Source organism: Bacillus sp. NEB1478, from assembly GCF_031582965.1.
In the GTDB taxonomy this organism is placed as follows: Bacteria; Bacillota; Bacilli; order Bacillales; family Fictibacillaceae; genus Fictibacillus.
The window spans coordinates 1145638-1163407 of the sequence record NZ_CP134049.1 but is presented as its reverse complement, the minus strand read 5'-3'; the positions used below and the strand labels follow the sequence as shown (position 1 = coordinate 1163407).

Sequence of the window (17770 nt, the reverse complement as noted above, 5' to 3'; positions counted from 1 at the left end):
CTGAGCCTGCTTTTCAATTATTTATCTTGTTTTCGAAGCTTCAAGCTGACGAAGCTCGATTCGGCGAATCTTCCCTGAAGTCGTTTTTGGAAGATCTTCTACATATTCAATTTTGCGTGGATATTTGTATGGTGCCGTCAGTTTTTTTACATGTTCTTGCAGTTCAGAAGTCAGCGATTCTTGATCGCCTTTAGTGTTGTCACGTAATACTACAAAAGCTTTTACGATATGCCCGCGAATCTCATCGGGGCTCGCTACAACCGCACATTCTTTAACAGCGGGGTGTTTAATAAGTGCATCTTCGACTTCAAATGGACCGATTGTATACCCTGAACTAATGATGATGTCATCTCCTCTGCCTTCAAACCAGAAATAACCGTCTTCATCTTTTTTTGCTTTATCACCCGTTATATAATAATCTCCTCTAAAAGCCATTAATGTTCGATCTTGGTCTTTGTAATACTCTTTAAATAGCGCTGGAGAACTTTTGTGAACAGCAATATCTCCAACTTCTCCCACTTTTACAGGCTGACCAAACTCATTGACGACTTCCACATCATTTCCTGGTGTAGGTTTTCCCATTGAACCAGGCTTAACCTTCATGCCTTCCATGGTTCCTACTAAAAGAGTATTTTCTGTTTGTCCATAACCATCGCGGACTTTAACATGAAAATATTTCTCGAACGTATCAATGACTTCTCTATTTAATGGCTCGCCTGCTGAAACGGCACTTCTTAAATGAGTCAATTCGTATTGATCTAGATGATCAACCTTTGCCATTAGTCTGTACTCTGTTGGTGTACAGCATAAAACAGATATTTTTTGGTCTTCTAAAAGCCCTAAATATTTTTGGGGATCAAATTTCCCTTGGTAGACGAAACCTGTTGCTCCTGTACCTAATGTAGATAGGAACGGGCTCCAAATCCATTTTTGCCAGCCAGGACCCGCAGTCGCCCAAACAATATCATCTTCAGATATATTTAACCAATTCTTTGAAGCTGTGCGAATATGAGCATAAGCCCAACCATGCGTATGAACGACTCCTTTTGGCTGCCCAGTTGTTCCTGATGTGTAGGACAAGAATGCCATATCATCTTTCTTTGTTTCGGCACCGCTAAAAGAAACGCTTACATTATTCGTTAATTCTTTGAGGCTTAGCCAATTTTTTGTTTCTCCATTAGCACTTATCTTATAATTTAACGTTGGTAAATCATCTTTGATCTCGTTTACTTGGTCTGTAAATTGAAAATCGGCAATGATCGCCTTTGCTTCGCTATGTTGAACACGATAGCTTAAATCTTTTGCTCGCAGCATCTCTGAGCATGGAATGACTGCTATTCCCGCTTTTAAACATGCTAAGTACACTGCATAAGTCTCAATGAGACGCGGCATGATGATGAGGACACGATCACCTTTTGTTAACCCTAATCCATCTAAAGCATTGCCGATTTGGTTCGTTCTTTCCATTAATTCTTTATACGTAATGGTTTTAGTTCCATGGGTTTCGTTCATCCAAATTAATGCTTTTTTATCAGGGATTTTTGCATACGTCTCTATTTCTGAAGTTAAGTTGTAGATATCTGGAGCAATTAGATTCATCTTAGTTAGACACCCTTCCCTTATTTTCAAGTTAACTATGTATTCATTATAATATATTTTAGAATTTTTTAAAAATTTAGTCATTCGAATGCAAAATAAAAAGGAGCGGGGATTACCCGCTCCGTTAGCCATGTTTTATTTATTTTTTGTATCCACCTAGAGCTTGAGCAACTAGACGCTTAGTGATTTCTCCACCTACAGATCCGTTAGCACGAGAAGTTGAATCTGGTCCAAGGTTTACACCGAATTCAGAAGCGATTTCGTATTTCATTTGGTCAACAGCTTGTTGAGCACCTGGTACTACTAATTGGTTGTTTTGGTTTGCCATTTTGTTTCACCTCCTTTGTACTAATAATGTGTGACGATTTGGTCATTTCAATTCTTGGAAATTGTTGTGAGTACTGCCATTTAACAAAACACTTTAAAAATAACAAAGAAAAAACCCGCAAATCTGCGGGTTTTATAATAATTCCTCAAAAGTCGTTTCTGTTGATCTGCCCTCTTCAAGGATAATGGTTTCTACTCCTTGAACCGCTTCTTCAATCAGCTCTTCTAAGTTTTCAATATTTTCTTCAAACCTAATCGCCTTTTCTCGCTTCGGCTTTGTCTTTGGTGCTGATGGCAAGAATATCGTGCAGCAATCCTCATACGGCCGTATAGATATTTCATAAGTCCCAATTTTTTGGGATATATCCATAATTTCTAATTTATCCATCGTTATTACAGGTCTAAGAATCGGCAAGTTTGTCACTTCATTTATGGCATACATGCTGTGCATCGTCTGACTGGCAACCTGACCAAGGTTCTCACCATTTGCAATAGCTAAAGCATTGTTCTTTTCTGCTAACTTTTCAGTAATCTTAAGCATCACACGTCTCATTATTGTCATGCTGTAGCTGGCAGGTATTTTATCTTTAATGATTTGTTGAATAGCTGTAAACGGTACGACATGCAGTTTTATTTTCCCACCGCTAAATCGAGTAAGCTCCTGTGTTAAGTCCACAACTTTTTGTTTTGCACGTTCACTAGTAAATGGAGGACTATGGAAATGAACACCCTCTATTCGAACACCGCGTTTCATCGTTAAATAACCGGCAACAGGGCTGTCAATTCCGCCCGAAAGCATTAACATAGCCTTCCCGCCTACACCAATCGGCAAACCGCCTGCGCCCTTAAACGTTTGGCAGCTGATATATGTTCCCGTATCTTTCACTTCAACTTTTACTTCAACGTCTGGATTATGCACATCTACTGTAATATTCTCAGTATTCCGTAAAAGATATCCTCCAACTTCACGATTCAGCTCCATAGAATTTACAGGAAACGTCTTTAATGAACGTTTACCCGTAACTTTAAATGTTCCGTTATTTGTCATCGCATCCTTCAAGGCAATCAAAGCTGTTTTATTAATTTCATCTAAATCATTTTCTGTACGAAGCGCTGGACTAATAGAGTGAATACCAAATATTTCCTGCAACGCTGTTACTACAGGTTCATGGGGTTGACCATTCAACTCTATAACGATGCGATCAAATAACTTTGAAATCTTCAAGTTATCAAATATGCGAAGCTTTCGTTTAACAGTTTCATACAGCTGATTCTCAAAATGTCTTCTATTCTTACCTTTTAATGATAATTCTCCATAACGAACAACTAAATGATCATACAGCATATTTATTACCTCATTACCTTTTTTAAATTTGATATTTCATTTCTTAAGACTTGCAAGACGTGCTCAATCTCTTCTTTTGTATTGTCATAAGATGTACTTAATCGCAGCGCAGTGGAAGCACGTTTTTCTCCAAGACCCATCTGCAGCAGGATTCTGCTCGCGCCGCCTTGTTTAGACGAACATGCTGACCTTGTTGATACATAGATGTCTTTCTCATCAAGAACATGAATCAATACTTCAGGCTTCACATTTTTTACTGAAAAATTAATAATATGGGGTGCAGATTCTTTCAGAGGTGTATTGATTTCGACGTCTTCAATTGATTGTAAGCCAGTTATTAGCGTGTTCTTAATCGAAAGCAATTGCTCTTTTTTGGAACTCATTTCTTGAAGCATGATTCTTAATGCTTTAGCCATAGCAACAATTCCTGCTACGTTTTCTGTACCTGCTCTTTTACGGTATTCTTGTTCACCGCCTGTAAATAATGCAGATAGTGTCACACCGTTCTTTACGTATAAAACTCCCGTCCCTTTTAAACCATGTATCTTATGAGCAGAAATCGTACAAAGATCGATTCCGTATTCTTTTATTGGCAGATGCACTTTTCCAATTCCTTGGACGTTATCCACATGAAAAAAAACTTTAGGGTGATTTTTTAAAACTTCCCCTATCTCTTTAATAGGCTGCAATGTTCCCGTCTCATTATTTACATGCAGCATCGATACCAAAATCGTATCTGTGCGTAATGCCTTTTTTAAGTCCTCTATTGAAACTCTGCCGTTTTTATCAACCGGCAAATACGTTACTTCAAAACCTTGACTCTCTAAAAATTGAAAGGATTCATAAGATGAAGCATGCTCGACTCCTGTCGTGATGAGATGTTTACCTCTGTTTTGATGTTGAAATGCGATTCCCTTAATGGCTATGTTATTTCCTTCTGTCCCTCCGGAAGTAAATACGATCTCAGATGGAGTTACATTTAGGAGCTGTGCAATAGATTTCCTTGCTTGTCCTAGTAAATTCTCTGACTCTCCTCCCTTTGAATGAAGAGATGACGGATTGGCAAAATATTTTTCAGAAACGGTAACAAAGGTATCAAGCACTTCTTTATAAGGCTTAGTCGTTGCACTATTATCAAGATAAATCATCAACTGAATCCTCCAATTAAACAAAACGTTCCAAATTACACATTTCATTATAATACCATAATATAAATGCTGTGGCATACAAACCATTTTAGTAATTATTCTTTGTTTGCAGCACTCTTTTTATTGCGCAGTAAAAAAACTGCAGGAAAAAATCCTGGCAGTTTTTATACATGTGATTTTAAATTGATTTCCATCTCTTTAAGTATACCAGGCTGAACTCGTTCAATTGCGTCTGCCGCAATTTGCAGTGCATCTTCATACTGGTAATTTCTAAAAGCGATTTCCGCTTCAATTAATCGGATTGAAACAGTTTGATTTGAACTTCTGAATCTATTTCCGTACTGGATAAGCTTTTCAGCTAATATCGCGTTTTCTATCATTGCTGAAGTTTCTTCATAACCTTCATCAACGGCTTCGTGTGCCTTGTTCAAAACATATGAAACATCAGACATTTCTAAAGGCTTCTCATCTAGCTTTTTAGATACTTCAATGATATATTCTTCTGCTTTTCCAATGGTAATCAAATAATGTTCAGGCAGACCAGGAAGATTGCTTTTTTGCACCATACGTCTTGCTTCTAAAAGTTTTTTCCTTAGGGCTTTTAAGCTTTGTTTCGTATCTAATTCATCTTTTCTAAGATTATGCAGCATTTCTTCGTATACCTTCTGGGATCTTTCCAATTCTTCCATTTGCTTTTGCATTTCATCCATCATCTCTCGGATCACCGAGAAAGATTCTCTCTTTTCATCGATTGATTCTTGAATGATCATAAATCTGCTTTCAAGCTTATGGAAGAGCTTTTCAATTTTCTTTTGCATTTCAGCTTCATTTTGTTCAATAAAGTAGCTGTTTGATACGACTTCTGTTTCTTGCTTAAGATTTTCGATTCTATCCTGCAAATTTTCAATAGTGGATAAAAAAACAGCCCGCTGTTTGATAACAAATTGCTTAGAATGCACTTCATTTTCGAGCATTTCATATAACTGATCAATTTTATTAGTCAATTCATCAAGATCTTTTTGCGCAGATTCCAAATCAAGCTCCAGCACTTTTTCTAATGCTTTTTCGTTCAAGTCTTTTAGGGATTCCAGCTCTTTATCGATTCCAATATGATGCAGCACATAACCTTGCTCCTGCATTTCATCAAAACCTGTTCCTAAATCTTTTAAGTTGCCTGGAATATCGGCTTGTAAAATAACGAGAAGCTCTGGCACACCTTCCATTTGTGTTTTACATACAGTGATGCGGTTTAAACTCTCAACAAGCTTCTGTCGTGCTTCCAAGTGGCTTCCCTGAATCGTCAATTCCTCAAAAGTTTCAAAAAGAACCTTGATCTCATCCAATTCCTTATCAAAAATAATTGCCGTTTGACCAAGAGCACGAATATGAGTAAGGTAATATTTTTTCGTCTCCTGCAGCTTTTCTTTCGCTTCGACAATCTCTTCCCTGTTTAGTTCTTCGCTTGTCACTAATTCATTTATTTCAGATGTGATTTCCTTCATTCTGTCGTCCATGCGTTCTAATGAACGGTTCACATCATTTAACACAGTCCTAGCTTTCTTAAATCTATATTTATCTGTGTACTCTTCAGAATCAAAGAGGTCTTCTTCTAAATTAGGAAGACGGGTGGTAACCATTTCATCCCACTCTTGGCGCCACATTTCGAATTTTTCTTCCGTTTCACCGATCATCGCCATTCCTTTAACTTTTGAAATTTCATCTGTTAATGGACGGTTCATAATTTGCATTTTCCATGCTTCCAGTCGGTCAATCTCTTTATAAATTTTTCGCCGTGACATGGCCCCGTACAAGATCAATGCAAGGAATGTAACTATGGCAATGACTACGTATATCATTAGAGGCACCCTTTCTGCTGGTTCTATTCTTTAAGTTCATTGTTATATGTATTTTTGATGTAAACTTCTACACTATCGAGAAAATAGGTTATTCTGCATATAAAATTGCAGTTTAATGCTTTTATGATAACATGTAAACACACATTTGACGCAAAAAAGTTGCATAATTTGATAAATTTTTTCCAAATTAATGAAGATTTTGTCGAATAGAGGAGGAAAAAGGATGTATTATGATGGACATGTGCATACTCCCTTTTGCCCACACGGCTCAGCAGACACATTTGAAATGTATATAGAAAGAGCTATAACTCTTGGTCTAAAAGGGATAACTTTTACTGAACATGCCCCTTTGCCCAAAACTTTCCATGATCCAGCTCCTGCCAAAGACAGTGCTATGGCATATCAAGATTTGAATGCATATTTTCAGAAACTGCACGAACTAAAAAAAGAATATAAAAACCAGATTGAAATCAAAACAGGGTTGGAAGTAGATTTTATAGAAGGATTTGAAGAGGATACGCATAAATTGCTTCGTGAAGTTTGGCCGGAAATTGATGATGCGATTCTTTCTGTTCATTTTCTTAAACTAAATGAGACTTTTTACTGCATGGATTTTGATGAAGTCGTTTTCGGCGAAATGGTTAAGAAGTCAGGCAGTCTGTCAGCCGTTTATCAAAACTACTTTAATGCTGTAACCTTGTCAGTTAAACATGTTTTTACAAACAATCAGCCTTTAAGGATTGGTCATATTACACTGGCTAAAAAGTTCCAGCAATTATTTCCAGTGGACTTTAATTATTCTGCCGAAATGAAAATCATTTTAGATGAAATTTCAAATAGAGGAATGTCATTAGACTATAATGGTGCAGGACTTGCAAAACCTTATTGTCTGGAACCTTATCCCCCTCTATGGGTGATAAAAGAAGCACAAAAAAGAAGAATCCCTCTTATATACGGGTCAGATGCCCATACCGTCAAGGGACTCGGTCAAGGTTTCGATGCAATAAATGCTTCAGCAAATTTAGCTACCCCACTTTTCTTGAATAGATCCGAATAGAGGCGTATGGACAGCGGAGAGGAGAGAATTTTTTCTCTCTGCTTGACAAACAAATTTGTCAAACCAGTTTAACATCCATTTTCGGTAAGACTTAATGAAATGTTCACCCTCTGTTGCGATGTGAAAAACCTCGGTCAAGTATTGAGGATGCAAAAACGGCATCATCATCATATCTTTAAATTGAAGCGTTAAAAAATCAACAGACTGTTTTTTAAACTCTTTCTTTTTCATTCCTTTTTCGAACAATGTTTGAAAGAAATATTTTTCTTTTAACAGATACGTGGACATTAACTCTCTTACTAAAGTAGAATCCAACGTCATTTCACGGTAAACAAATCGGGCAAGCGGGAGATTTGTTTGTTGAAAGTATAATAATTCTTCCACTAGTTCTATAAAGCTTCCTTTAACAGTAGAAGAATTGGAAGTATGATAAACAATTTCCACCTTTCTAATGTAACCTTCAAAAAAAGATGTGATTAACTTTTCTAAAAGTCCCTTCTTCCCGCCATAATGATAGGAAATAAGGGCAACGTTCACATTCGCCTTTTTTGCGATTTGTCTTACAGTCGTTCCTTTGTATCCTTGGCTAGTAAACAGAGAAATGGCCGCTTCAGCAATTTTCAATTTTGTTACAACCGGATCTGCCTTCATTTTTTCACCATCCTTCTTATAAGTTTAAAATTCTTGGAGGACAGACATAAACCTTTAATAATCGCTCGACAAATAAGGGTTTTAGGATGTATAGTTCAACATAATTTGATAAAATAAAAGGTGCATTTTATCAGGTTTGGAGGAATTGTGATGTTTACAGCAGAAAAATACAGCACAGACAGAAACGAAGCTTATTCCCTTTTAAATAAACAATTGCACGCTCTGCTAGAAGGAGAAACAAATAGTACAGCAAATTTAGCCAACGCTTCCGCATTGTTAAATCAATTTTTGGATCAGGTAAATTGGGTAGGATTTTATTCGTTTGATGAAGAAACAAACCAGCTTGTGTTAGGTCCATTCCAAGGATTGCCAGCGTGTGTAAGAATTCCGCTTGGCAGAGGGGTTTGTGGAACTGCAGCACAAAATCAAGAAACACTTGTTGTTAAAGACGTGCATGAATTCCCTGGTCATATTGCCTGTGATGCCGCTTCACAATCAGAGATTGTTGTACCGCTTGTTAAAGAGGGCAAATTGCTTGGAGTGCTGGATATTGATAGTCCTGAGAAAGAACGTTTTGACGAAGTGGACCGAGAGAACTTAGAGAAGTTTGCGGCTATTCTGCTTCAATTTATTTAAAACATTGGTTCATTTCAAATGACTGCGGTGTTTTAAGAAGGCTTGGTGAAGATAAAGTTAAATTGGAGTGCTAGATCCGAGACTCCTCGAAAAAGAAAACCACATTTTCTTCGTGCGATGTATTGTGGCCGTTTCTTTCTTTGTCCTGCGGGGATAGCGGGCATCCTGAAACGGAAATCAACTTTTCAAAAGCAACAAAGATTGCAAAAACAGCTAAAAACAAAAATGCACTGTGCTTTTGGCACAGTGCATTTTTTATAATTTGTTCAATGACTTTTCTAAATCAGCCCAAATGTCTTCCCACGCTTCTAAACCGACTGATAATCGCAATAGACGATCACTGATTCCCATCTGAATTCTATTTTCTTCAGGAACTACTGCATGCGTCATTGTACTCGGGTGCTGTATAAGCGTTTCAGCATCTCCTAAACTAACTGCAATTTTAACTAACTCCAGTGAATTCATGAACTTCTGAGCCGTTTCTTTGTTCCCTTTGATTTCAAAGCTGATTAATCCCCCAGCATTGCTCATCTGCTTCTTTGCAAGTTCATATTGAGGAAAATCCTCATCACCAGGGAACAAAACTGTTTCAACTGCAGGATGTTCCTTTAACAGTGCTGCAATTTTACCAGCATTATCACAATGACGGTCCATGCGTACGGGCAATGTTTTAATTCCCCTTAATAATAACCAAGCATCAAAAGGTGACATAACCCCGCCAATATCCTTTTGGGTAGTCATCGCCAAATGGCCCATCAGCTCTTTTTTTCCGACAGCAAGACCGCCGATTACATCACCATGGCCGCATAAATATTTTGTTGCACTATGAATAACAACATCACAACCTATATCGAGAGGTCGCTGGAGATAAGGAGAACAGAATGTGTTATCAACAACGACTGGGATTTTAAATTCTTTTGCCACTCTGCTTATCATTTCTAAATCAACGAGTTTCATCGTTGGATTGATAGGTGATTCTACATAAATAACGGTAGTATGATCCGTTATTGCTGTTCGCAAGGAATCCTCATCATTCATTGGATGGAAGTTATGAGTGATATGATACTTTTCTTCCATTAAATTCAAAAGTCCAAATGTACAGCCATACACCCCTTCAGAACAGAGAACATGATCCCCTGTTTTCGTCAGTCCAAGCAGTATTGCCGAGACAGCAGCCATCCCTGAACCAAAAGCAAGCCCCTTTTCTCCATTTTCCATCGATGCGATTCGTTCCTCGAGCATGGCTACAGTTGGATTGCTTAGTCTTGAATAAATAAATCCGTCTTCTTCCCCAGCAAATCGTTTAGCTCCAGTTTCTGCATTTTCAAAAACAAACGTGGATGTTTGAAAAATAGGGGGTGATAAACTTCCATGATGCTGAAGTGCATGATACCCCTTGTGAATAACTTCTGTTTCAAAGCGTTTTGTATCCATTTTGACTGCTCCTTTTAGGACAATTTAAAAATGTAAGCGCTTTCTTTACTACTATCATATATGATTAGTGATGGTTTTACAAATTGCCCCTGTCAAATTCACGTAAAACAATGAGACTGTTGACACAACAGCTAAAAAAAGTTTATACTATTCTTTGTGTAAAATAAGCGGCACTGTGCCCATCATAAGTTGATATTTTGTACCTTGATCCATATCGGTCTTGGAATATCGCGTAGCTTCATGGCTGCTGAAGTGAAGGTATTTTTCATATAAAATATGCTTTTGAAAAGGTCATAGTCACTGGATTGTTTTAACACAAAACAAACAGATGAAGGAGGAGTCTATAATGGCTCGATATACAGGTTCTACATGGAAAGTATCACGTCGTCTTGGAATCTCTCTAAGCGGTACTGGTAAAGAACTTTCTAAGCGTCCATACGCTCCAGGACAACATGGTCCAACACAACGTAAAAAAATCTCTGAATACGGTTTACAACTACAAGAGAAGCAAAAGCTTCGTTTCATGTACGGTGTAAACGAGCGTCAATTCCGCCGCATTTTCAACGATGCTGGTAAAATGCCTGGTATCCATGGTGAAAACTTCATGGCTCTATTAGAAGCTCGTTTAGATAACGTAGTTTACCGTCTTGGTCTTGCTCGCACTCGTCGTGCTTCTCGCCAATTAGTAAACCACGGTCACATCACAGTAAACGGAAAGCGTGTTGATATCGCTTCTTACCGTCTATCTGCTGGAGATGTAATCGGTGTTCGTGAAAAATCACGCAACCTTGATGTTCTTAAAGAAGCGATCGAAGTAAACAACTTCGTACCTGATTTCTTAACATTTGACGAAAACAAATTGGAAGGTACATTCACTCGCTTACCAGAGCGTTCTGAACTTCCTGCTGAGATTACTGAACAGCTAATCGTTGAGTACTACTCTCGTTAATCGTCATAATAAAAAGGAAGATCCGACTCGGATCTTCCTTTTTTGCGTTTTAATGAAAATTTAAGGAGGACGACTAAAAAGAGAAATTAACCCCTGCAAGTCGTTTTTTTGTTATTTTGAAGCCATTTTTCCACTTTTGCACCATATTTTTAAAAAACAGGACAGGATCGTCAGAAAGATTATCTTTTTACTCTTTTAAAGCTATCATTTTTATTTAATTCCACAGTCATGTCCAATATATCCACGTTATTTTCAATAATTCCACGTTAACTCCCTGTTTATCCACGTTATTTCAAATAATTCCACGGAACGTGAAATTATCAAATTTTCAGCAAAAAAATAACCCAAAGATTAATAAATCATCTTTGGGTCATCCTTCTTAATATCTAATGAGCGTGTACTTTTTCTTCCCTCTTCTAATAATAACAAAACGATTTTCAATACGGTCTTTTTCATCAATTACAAAGCTAAGATCTTGTACCTTTTCTCCATTTACAGAAACAGCACCATTTGTGATATCTTCCCTTGCTTGGCGTTTAGAAGGAGAAACTTTCGCTTCAACAAGAAGATCAACTAGGTTCAAATCTGCGTGATTTTCTACAGTAAATGATGGAACATCTTTGAAACCTTGCTCGATTTCATCTGCAGTTAGTTCAGAAAGGTTTCCGCTGAATAACGCTTCTGTAATTTTTACTGCTTGAAGGTATGCTTTTTCTCCATGAACAAGTGTTGTCACTTCACGGCCTAATGCTTTTTGTGCCTCACGTTTTTCAGGTGCTTGCTGAAGTGATTGCTCAAGCTGCACAATTTCTTCTTTAGAAAAGAAAGTGAAGTATTTTATCCAGTTGATAACATCCGCATCGGCTGCATTCACCCAAAATTGGTAGAACTCGTATGGTGTAGTCTTCTCAGCATCAAGCCAGATAGTACCTGTAGCTGTCTTCCCAAACTTTGTTCCATCCGCTTTCGTAATTAGAGGAATCGTTAATCCGAAAGCTTTATCTTCTTCACCAGATCGGCGTATTAATTCCATCCCTGCAGTAATGTTACCCCATTGATCGCTTCCGCCGATTTGAAGCTTGCATCCTTCTTGTTTGTACAAGTTTAAGAAATCGTAGGCCTGAAGAATCATGTAAGAAAATTCGGTAAAAGAAATACCGCCTTCTAATCGTGAATCAACAGAATCTTTTGCAAGCATGTAATTGATGGAAAAGTTTTTTCCTACATCCCGTAAAAACTCAATAACAGTAAGCTGGCTCAGCCACTCGTAGTTGTTAACCATCTTCGCCGGGTTCGTTTCAGACTCAAAATCAAGAAGTTTAGAAAGTTGGCTTTTAATTTTTTCTGTCCATTGAACAACCGTTTCTTGTTCATTTAAAGTTCTTTCAATTGAACGTCCGCTCGGATCGCCAATAAGACCTGTTCCTCCACCTACCAGCGGAAGCGGTGAATGACCGGCTTCTTGAAATCTTTTTAAAGTTAAAATCGCCAATAAGTTCCCAATATGAAGACTATCTGCTGTCGGGTCAAACCCACAGTATAATTTCACTTTTCCGTTCTCAAGTTCTTTTTCAAGTCCTTCTCGATCTGTTACTTGATGCAGAAGCCCTCTGAACTCCAAGTCTTGTAAAATGTTCATCGTAATCTTTCCTCTCAGTTTTTTTACAATAAAAAAAGTCCCTTTCACATGGAAAGGGACGTGATTACAATCTCGCGGTACCACCCTAATTAAAAGCTAATAATTAATATAAGCTTTTCACTTCATTTCATAACGGTTTCATCCGTTCCCTGCTACTCAAGATCCGTTCACAAGGACAGCTCCAGGAGGTAATTCACAACATGTCTTTGTACTGGTTTGCATCGACCACCAGCTTTCTGAAACAGGGAGACACCTGCTACTTATTCCTATCTTAGCTTTCACTTTATTTTATTCTCTTATTTTTACCACAAGGACGAATTTCATGTCAATATTCAGTTCGAATAAACCCTTATTTCAAAATCCGACCTTATGTTATACTAATAAACGGGGGGGATACCAAATGATGTCTCATTTTGATGGACTTAGACAAAAATGGGAGAATTTTGTCCACTTTTTGCGGAAAAAGAAGATTATTCGAACAGCACGAATTACATATAACGTTAGTTGGAACATGTTTTTAGTAATTGCTTCACTTGTTATTTTATGCGGTGTTTTTGCAGCAGGTGTAGGCGCTGGCTTTTTCGCTTCACTCGTAAAGGATGAACCAGTCAGAGCATTTGCTTCAATGAAAAATGACATTTACAACTATGAAGAAACAAGCACCGTTTATTTTGACAATGACCAATTGATGGGAAAACTTCAAGCAGACCTGGACAGACAAGAAATTAAACTAAAAGATGTTTCACCTTATGTAACAAAAGCCGTTATTTCAACCGAGGACCGTTACTTTTATGAACATGACGGAGTTGTACCAAAAGCCATTCTTCGTGCAATGTATCAAGAATTTTCCGGTGCACAGATCGTAACGGGCGGAAGTACACTCACACAGCAATTAATAAAAAATCAAATCTTAACGAATGAAGTTTCGTTTGACAGAAAAGCAAAAGAAATACTGCTTGCCATGCGTCTTGAAAAGTTCTTTAAAAAAGACGAAATATTAGAAGCCTATTTAAACATCGTTCCTTATGGACGTAATTCTTCCGGCCGTAATATAGCAGGAATTCAAGCAGCTTCTGAAGGTCTTTTTGGCGTAAATGCTAAAGATCTGAATTTGGCGCAAGCTGCATACATAGCTGGGCTGCCTAAGAACCCTTTCGTTTATACACCATTTACAAATGATGGCGTAAAAAAGAAAGACTTGTCTCCTGGCTTGAGGCGTATGAAGACTGTATTAAACAGAATGCTGTCTGCACATGCAATCACACAAGCTGAATATGATGAGGCTATGAAATATGATATCGGCAAAAATTTAACAACTAGAAAGCAATCATCTTTTGAAAAATACCCGTACATAACTGTTGAGGTTCAGCGAAGAACGACAGAAATTCTAACTGAACTTTTAGCGAAAAAAGACGGAAAAAAATTAAGTGATTTGACTAAAGAAGAATTACAAGAATATCAAGATAATGCAAGAACGCAGATCAGACAAAAAGGATTAAAAATTCATACAACGATCAATCAAAAGATCTATGATGACATGCAAGTTGTTGTTAAGAATGATAATTTATTTGGTCCACAAAATCAGTATGTGTATGACTCTAATGGCAAAAGAATCAAACTTGATAAACCGCAGCCTGAAGAAGTCGGTGGGACTTTAATTGAAAATTCATCAGGTAAAATCATCAGCTTTGTCGGTGGAAGAGATTTTAACCGTGAACAAACGAACCATGCGATGAGAGCACCAAGACAGAACGGTTCAACGATGAAGCCGCTCCTTGCTTATTCGTATGCCACCGAAATGGGGAAAATACAACCGGGTACAATTATCGCTGATACTCCAATTCACTCTGGAGAATGGAGTCCTAATAATTTTGATGGGAAATTTAAAGGCTTTATTTCTGTAAGAGATGCACTTAAACAGTCTAGAAATATCCCGGCAATTAAATCCTATCAGCGGGTAGATCATGTGAAAGCTACAGAAAAGCTAATTCAGATGGGCTTTAGTAACCTTACACAAGATGACCGCACGAACACTGCTATAGCCATAGGCGGTATGCAAGTTGGTGTAACAGTTGAAGAAAACGTAAATGCATTTGCGACGTTTGCGAATGGCGGTAATTTTGTTGACGCATATATGATTGATCGTATTGAAACAAAGGATGGAGAACTACTTTACCAGCATAAGGCAACACCTGTTTCTGTATATAGTCCTCAAACTTCTTACCTGCTTATTGATATGATGAGGGGGGTATTAGGTTCAGGTGGTACGGGATCTGGTGTTCCTCGAAAATTAACTTTCCAATCAGATTGGGCTGGTAAGTCAGGAACAACAAATGAAGATAAAGATTCATGGTTTGTTGCTACAAATCCGAATGTTACTTTTGGTGTATGGATCGGTTATGACACACCTGCAGACCTTTATGGAAATACAGGTCAGCGCAACCAGACCATTTGGGCCCAATTAATAAATGCAGCTTATAAGAATGCCCCGCAATTGATTGATCCTGAGAAACGGTTTGCTATGCCATCTGGTATTGTCCGTCGTGAGATTTGCGGAATCTCGGGTAAATTGCCTTCGGATCTTTGTCGAAGTGCAGGGTTAGTAACTTCTGACTTGTTTAATGCGAAATTCACTCCTAGAGAAGTGGATGATACATTAACAAAAGGACGTTATGTACTCGTTAATGATACGAAATATAAAGCACTGCCGACTACACCTGAGGAGTTCACAAAAGAAGGTGTACTTATTAAAGAAGAGTTCTTAAAGGAACTTGGTGTTGAAAGCTTAAACAAGTTAACGAAGGATACGAATTTATTTAATAACATAGTTCCTGAAAAGGAATTAAAAGATAACGGAAGAGCTCCTTCACCAGTTGCAGGAGTAAAAATGTCAGACGGTGTTCTTTCTTGGAGCGCACATGGAGAAAACGATGTGATCGGATATCGAATCTATCATTCTTCAGACGGAAAATCGTTTAAGAAGATCGGTTCTGTAACCTCTGATAAAACATCTGCCAAGGTTCCAAACGGTGTTGTATATGTGACAGCGGTTGATATAGCAGGTAAAGAATCTGCACCGCAAACAAAGGTTCAAGTAGGTGAAAAACCTGCAGAACCGCCTGTACCTCCAACTCCTCCGACTGATGGAGGCGGTGATAAACCAAAGGATCCACCAGATCCACCGCCTCCGCCAACGGAGCCTGGCACAAAACCACCAGCAACAACGCAAGGCAATAAAAAAGATAACAAAAAACCCTCGAACTAATTCGAGGGTTTTTGTTTTGCTTATGATTTTATTAATCTTCCATTGTAGAAAGATCACCCGTTGGAAGATCGAGTTCCCAAGCTTTTAATACACGTCTCATTATTTTACCGCTTCTTGTTTTTGGAAGCTTGTCTTTGAATTCAATTTCACGTGGTGCTGCGTGTGCTGCAAGACCCGATTTAACAAAACTGCGGATTTCTTCAATAAGTTCATCACTTGCTTCATATCCAGAGCGAAGCGCAATAAACGCTTTAATAATCTCACCGCGAACAGGATCAGGTTTCCCGATAACTCCCGCTTCTGCTACAGCTGGATGTTCAACAAGCTTGCTTTCCACCTCAAAAGGTCCTACCCGTTCACCAGAAGTCATGATAACATCATCAATCCTGCCTTGGAACCAGAAGTAGCCATCTTCATCCATATAAGCGGAATCTCCTGATACGTACCAACCTCCAGGAGTAAAGTAAGAATCATATTTCTCAGGGTTATTCCAAATCTTACGCATCATGGACGGCCAGCCTTTTTTGATTGCCAAGTTACCCATTCTGTATGGCGGCAAAACATTATCCTGATCATCAATAATTGCAGCTTCAACTCCCGGAAACGGCTTGCCCATCGATCCAGGTTTGATTTCCAATGCTGGATAATTGCTGATCAATTGTCCGCCTGTCTCTGTCATCCACCAATTATCATGAATACGCAAGTTGAACACCTTCATACCCCATTTAACCACTTCAGGGTTTAATGGTTCTCCAACACTCAAAATATGGCGAAGTGAAGACAAATCGAATTGTTTCACGACTTCATCTCCTGCACCCATAAGCATTCTGAATGCTGTTGGTGCACTGTACCAGACTGTTACTCCATATTTTGCAATCGTGCCGTACCAATCTTCAGGAGAGAATCGCCCTCCTCGGATCACACTTGCAGCTCCGTTCAGCCAAGGGCCAAAGATGCCATAAGACGTACCCGTTACCCACCCTGGATCAGCTGTACACCAATACACATCATCTTCTTTTAAATCGATCACCCATTTAGATGTTTGATAGTGCTGCAGCATTGCATTATGAACGTGCAGCACTCCTTTTGGTTTGCCTGTTGAACCAGATGTGTAGTGGAGAATAAGACCGTCTTCACGATCCACCCACTCAATATCCAGGTCTTTTGAGGACTTATCCATACGGCTGTAATAATCCGCATAAAGTCCTTCTTCTTTTACATCTTCCCCTACAAGTATTACCTTTTTTAAGTTCGGCAGTTCATCAACAGGAACACGTTCCAGTAAAGCAGGTGTTGTTACAAGTACTTTTGCTTCACTGTCTTCTAGTCTGTCTTTTACGGCACCTTGCATAAACGCTTCAAAAAGAGGTCCAACAATTGCACCTAGTTTTATTGCACCTAAAAAAGCAAAATACAATTCAGGAGAGCGAGGCATGAAAATAAAAACACGGTCTCCTTTTTCTACACCTAATTGACGAAGCATGTTTCCTGCTTTATTAGACATTTCTTTCATATCTTTGAATGTGTATTTTTCGTCTCTTTTTTGATCTGAAAAATAAAGTGCTACTTTGTTTTTTCTATGGGATACAGCATGACGGTCAATTGCTTCATATGCCATATTGACACGCCCTGTTTTATGCCAGGAGAATTCTTTTTCAACGTCTTTCCAATCAAATGCTCCATATGCTGCCTCATAGTCTTGTAAATTGAAATCACCTTTAATTATCGGAAGCGCTTCCAGTTTCATTGCAAAAATCTCCTTCCCTATTCAATATCTCTTTCAGTATATCATATTTTCTAAATCTTTTAAGTTATTAGAACTATCAATAAAAACACGATGAAACCCCTTACAACCTTTCGATAT

Annotated in this window: 13 protein-coding genes and 1 other annotated feature; of the genes, 4 read left to right on the top strand and 9 right to left on the bottom strand. The window is 38.3% G+C overall.

What is annotated here, in order from left to right; genetic code table 11:
- Positions 1-21: 21 nt before the first annotated feature.
- The 5 genes from mbcS to ezrA form a co-directional block, all read right to left on the bottom strand.
- Positions 22-1599: an acyl-CoA synthetase MbcS gene (mbcS, locus tag RGB74_RS05555; RefSeq protein WP_310762005.1), complete on the bottom strand. Its 1578-nt coding sequence runs from the start codon at positions 1597-1599 to the stop codon at positions 22-24.
- A gap of 139 nt (positions 1600-1738) precedes the next feature.
- Positions 1739-1927, bottom strand: a complete 189-nt coding sequence (locus RGB74_RS05550) for an alpha/beta-type small acid-soluble spore protein (RefSeq protein WP_310762004.1) — start codon at positions 1925-1927, stop codon at positions 1739-1741.
- 132 nt (positions 1928-2059) lie between these two features.
- A complete protein-coding gene (gene thiI / locus RGB74_RS05545; RefSeq protein WP_310762003.1) occupies positions 2060-3271 on the bottom strand; it encodes a tRNA uracil 4-sulfurtransferase ThiI in 1212 nt (403 codons plus the stop codon).
- A gap of 5 nt (positions 3272-3276) precedes the next feature.
- Positions 3277-4419 carry a cysteine desulfurase family protein gene (locus RGB74_RS05540; RefSeq protein ID WP_310762002.1) on the bottom strand — a complete coding sequence of 381 codons (1143 nt, stop codon included), beginning with the start codon at positions 4417-4419 and terminating at the stop codon, positions 3277-3279.
- 164 nt (positions 4420-4583) lie between these two features.
- Complete coding sequence (gene ezrA, locus RGB74_RS05535; RefSeq protein WP_310762001.1) at positions 4584-6275, bottom strand: septation ring formation regulator EzrA; 1692 nt, start codon at positions 6273-6275, stop codon at positions 4584-4586.
- Positions 6276-6498: 223 nt separating this feature from the next.
- On the opposite strand from ezrA, the gene hisJ reads away from it, so the two are divergent.
- The gene (gene hisJ, locus RGB74_RS05530; protein ID WP_310762000.1) at positions 6499-7332 is read left to right on the top strand and encodes a histidinol-phosphatase HisJ; all 834 of its coding nucleotides are present in this window, start codon (positions 6499-6501) and stop codon (positions 7330-7332) included.
- Here hisJ and refZ read toward each other — a convergent pair.
- Positions 7297-7983 (bottom strand): forespore capture DNA-binding protein RefZ, encoded by a 687-nt coding sequence (gene refZ, locus RGB74_RS05525; protein WP_310761999.1) that lies wholly within the window; start codon positions 7981-7983, stop codon positions 7297-7299. The two genes, hisJ and refZ, sit on opposite strands and share 36 nt — an antisense overlap.
- A 150-nt stretch (positions 7984-8133) precedes the next feature.
- Between refZ and RGB74_RS05520 the strand changes: the two genes are divergently transcribed.
- Entirely contained in the window at positions 8134-8619 is a 486-nt protein-coding gene (locus RGB74_RS05520) for a GAF domain-containing protein (RefSeq protein WP_310761998.1), read from the top strand.
- Between the two features lie 255 nt (positions 8620-8874).
- Here RGB74_RS05520 and megL read toward each other — a convergent pair whose 3' ends face one another.
- Positions 8875-10053 (bottom strand): methionine gamma-lyase, encoded by a 1179-nt coding sequence (gene megL / locus RGB74_RS05515; protein WP_310761997.1) that lies wholly within the window; start codon positions 10051-10053, stop codon positions 8875-8877.
- Positions 10054-10399: 346 nt separating this feature from the next.
- Here megL and rpsD point away from each other — a divergent pair, with 346 nt between their 5' ends.
- Complete coding sequence (rpsD, locus tag RGB74_RS05510; RefSeq protein WP_310259669.1) at positions 10400-11002, top strand: 30S ribosomal protein S4; 603 nt, start codon at positions 10400-10402, stop codon at positions 11000-11002.
- A gap of 379 nt (positions 11003-11381) precedes the next feature.
- Here rpsD and tyrS read toward each other — a convergent pair whose 3' ends face one another.
- Complete coding sequence (gene tyrS / locus RGB74_RS05505; protein WP_310761996.1) at positions 11382-12641, bottom strand: tyrosine--tRNA ligase; 1260 nt, start codon at positions 12639-12641, stop codon at positions 11382-11384.
- Positions 12642-12692: 51 nt separating this feature from the next.
- Positions 12693-12923: a binding site (T-box leader), on the bottom strand.
- Between the two features lie 121 nt (positions 12924-13044).
- On the opposite strand from tyrS, the gene RGB74_RS05500 reads away from it, so the two are divergent.
- On the top strand, positions 13045-15906 hold the full coding sequence (locus RGB74_RS05500) for a transglycosylase domain-containing protein (protein WP_396136050.1): 2862 nt from the start codon (positions 13045-13047) through the stop codon (positions 15904-15906).
- Between the two features lie 31 nt (positions 15907-15937).
- Here RGB74_RS05500 and acsA read toward each other — a convergent pair whose 3' ends face one another.
- Complete coding sequence (gene acsA, locus RGB74_RS05495; protein ID WP_310761994.1) at positions 15938-17653, bottom strand: acetate--CoA ligase; 1716 nt, start codon at positions 17651-17653, stop codon at positions 15938-15940.
- Between the last annotated feature and the right edge of the window lie 117 nt (positions 17654-17770).